Consider the following 2399-nt stretch of genomic DNA (forward strand, 5'->3'; position numbering starts at 1 on the left):
TCACTGCTTCGACCACGGCTTTGCCGCTCTCCTGTGCGTCTTTGGCCGACTTTATCGCGATCTTCTCGGTCTGCTGCGCATTGTCGGCGTTCTGCTTGATATTGGAGGACATCTGCTCCATCGAGGAAGAGGCCTCTTCGGCTGCGGCAGCCTGCTCGGTGGCGCCCTGCGACATCTCCTCGGCACTGGCGCTCAGCTCCTGGCTGCCCGAGGCTACATTATCCGCTGCGGACTTTACGTCGCCGACAATCTCTTTGAGCTTGTTCACCATATCTCCCATTGCCCCGAGGAGCTGGCCTGTCTCATCTTTGCTCGACGCGTTGAGCTGCAGCGTAAGGTCGCCCTGCGCCAGGCTATGAGAAGCGCTCACCGCCTCCTTGATAGGCACAACGATGCTCCGGGTAATGAAGAACGCCATTACGACAGCAAGCAGCAGGGAAATGCCGCCGATGACCAGCATCAGAGCTCGCGCGCCTTTGTAAGCGTCCAGCGACTCGGCATAGCGTTTCTCGCTCTGCTCCTCCTGATACTTTATGAGGTGCTCGATTGCATCTATGCTCGTGCGGACCGCCGGCCGTACCTCTTTATTCATGAAGTCCGTGGCTTCGTCAATCCTGTTCGCTGCGATAAGCTCGAAGAGCCTGTCGTTCAGCGGCCTGGTCGCCGCAAGAGCGGCCTTGACCTTGGCGATGAGCTCATGCCCTTTGATGTCATCCTTGGAGGTCAGGTCCTCCACCTTCTTGAATGCCTCATTGTACTCCGCCCTCAGTTCCTCGATCCTCTTCTTTTGTTCCTGTTTTTTCTCGGCGCTCTTCTCCAGGAGCGTGTTGCGGATGGCTATCGATATCTCCCTTACGGAGTCAGCCATCTGATTTGCCCCTTCCATACGGACAATATTGACCTTTACGGTACGCTCCAGGTTATTCTGGATATCTCCCATTTTGACCGTTCCAATTACAATGAGTGCGACAATGAGTATGAGGATGATGCCGAATGCTCCTGCCAACCTGGTTCCGATTTTAAGATTCTTGATCATGGTATCCTCCCTTTTCTAAGGTTTCATTGCATTCCGTAACCGCCAGAAATTTCCGCAGCAGCGTGAAGAAACAGGCGTTGAACAGCACCACCGCTGCTATGGCCGCAACAGTTATGCCCCCTATCACGAGCCCCACGGTATCCGGTCCCACGGGAATGCGCGCGTAGAATGAGTCCCTCGAAAGCTCGAACAGCACAATGGCGTTGAACGTGATGCTTGCCAGTAAAAGATGTATGCCGCTCTTCTTTCTCATGGTGCTCCTCCTTTCCATTGCTGTCTGTTTCATCATCTGAAAAGGTATATTCAAAAGCGGTGCCATGAGCAAATGGCTTGAAATAAAAGTTTTTAAGCAAGAGAAGAGAGTGCGCACGGTATACCACCCTGCCCTGAAAGGGCGGAATGGTATACCCGAATGCCAGAGCGGGTTGACTCCTCCAGGGACAAGAGACCGGGGCTTGCTCTCCGAGAGGAAAGAGGCTATAATAGACTAGTCTGACTAGTAAGGAGGAGCGTATGAGGACATGGCAGCTTCAGGAGGCAAAGGCACGCCTTAGTGAGGTGATCAAGCAGGCCTCGAAAGAGGGTCCCCAGACCATTACGATGCGCGGGGAGCCGACCGCGGTGGTCATTTCGAAAGAGGAGTACGAGCGGCTCAAGCACCCCAGGGAGAGTTTCGTCCGCTTCATGAGGAGGTCGCCTCTTTACGGTCTGGATCTCGACCTGGAGCGGGAGCAGACACTCACCAGGGTAACTGATATCTCATGAGCTATCTGCTCGATACCAATGTTATCTCGGAGACGATACGGCGGCAGCAGAACAGGCAGGTAATCGGATGGCTTGAACAGGTTCCGCCCGAGGCGCTCTTCGTAAGCGTTCTGACCCTCGGCGAAATCCGGAAAGGTGTCGAGAGGCTTGCAGACAAGAACAGGCGGGAGAGGCTCCGCCTCTGGCTGGAGCACGAGCTTCCGGCGTGGTTCGACGGGCGGGTGCTGCCGGTCGATCTTGCCGTAGCCGACCGCTGGGGCAGACTGCTTGCCGAGGCAGGCCGTCCGGTCCCCACTATCGACAGTCTCCTTGCCGCCACGGCGTTGCACCACGAATTGCGGCTGGTTACCCGGAATGCAGGGGACTTCGATTACCCGGGACTTGAAGTGATCAACCCCTGGCAGGATGTAAAATAACCGCTCTCTTGCCGCCCCCCCTGCCCGGCCATAGTTGCGAGCCGGGCAGGGGGGAGCGGCTGTGGTTATGCGCTGCTTGCAGCCTCGGGGCCGGAGGGCTGCACCATGGCAAGCTCGTCGGCTGAAAACACTCTATCGACATCGAGGATCATGATGAACTGGTTGTCCCGCCTGCCCATGCC

General features: G+C 56.4%; 4 protein-coding genes. 2 read left to right on the top strand and 2 right to left on the bottom strand.

Annotated features, from left to right (window positions below; translation table 11 throughout):
- Positions 1 to 1036 (bottom strand): MCP four helix bundle domain-containing protein (locus tag AB1805_17130; protein MEW5747154.1); only part of this gene is annotated, 1036 nt, incomplete at its 3' end.
- Entirely contained in the window at positions 1020 to 1289 is a 270-nt protein-coding gene (locus AB1805_17135; GenBank protein ID MEW5747155.1) for a hypothetical protein, read from the bottom strand. The genes AB1805_17130 and AB1805_17135, both read right to left, overlap by 17 nt.
- A 260-nt stretch (positions 1290 to 1549) precedes the next feature.
- Here AB1805_17135 and AB1805_17140 point away from each other — a divergent pair, with 260 nt between their 5' ends.
- Positions 1550 to 1801, top strand: coding sequence for a type II toxin-antitoxin system Phd/YefM family antitoxin (locus AB1805_17140; protein ID MEW5747156.1), 252 nt, complete (start codon positions 1550 to 1552; stop codon positions 1799 to 1801).
- Positions 1798 to 2217, top strand: a complete 420-nt coding sequence (locus AB1805_17145; protein MEW5747157.1) for a type II toxin-antitoxin system VapC family toxin — start codon at positions 1798 to 1800, stop codon at positions 2215 to 2217. Before AB1805_17140 ends, AB1805_17145 begins: the two co-directional genes overlap by 4 nt.
- Positions 2218 to 2399: the final 182 nt, after the last annotated feature.

The organism is Nitrospirota bacterium (assembly GCA_040752355.1).
Classification (GTDB): domain Bacteria; phylum Nitrospirota; class Thermodesulfovibrionia; order Thermodesulfovibrionales; family Dissulfurispiraceae; genus JBFMCP01.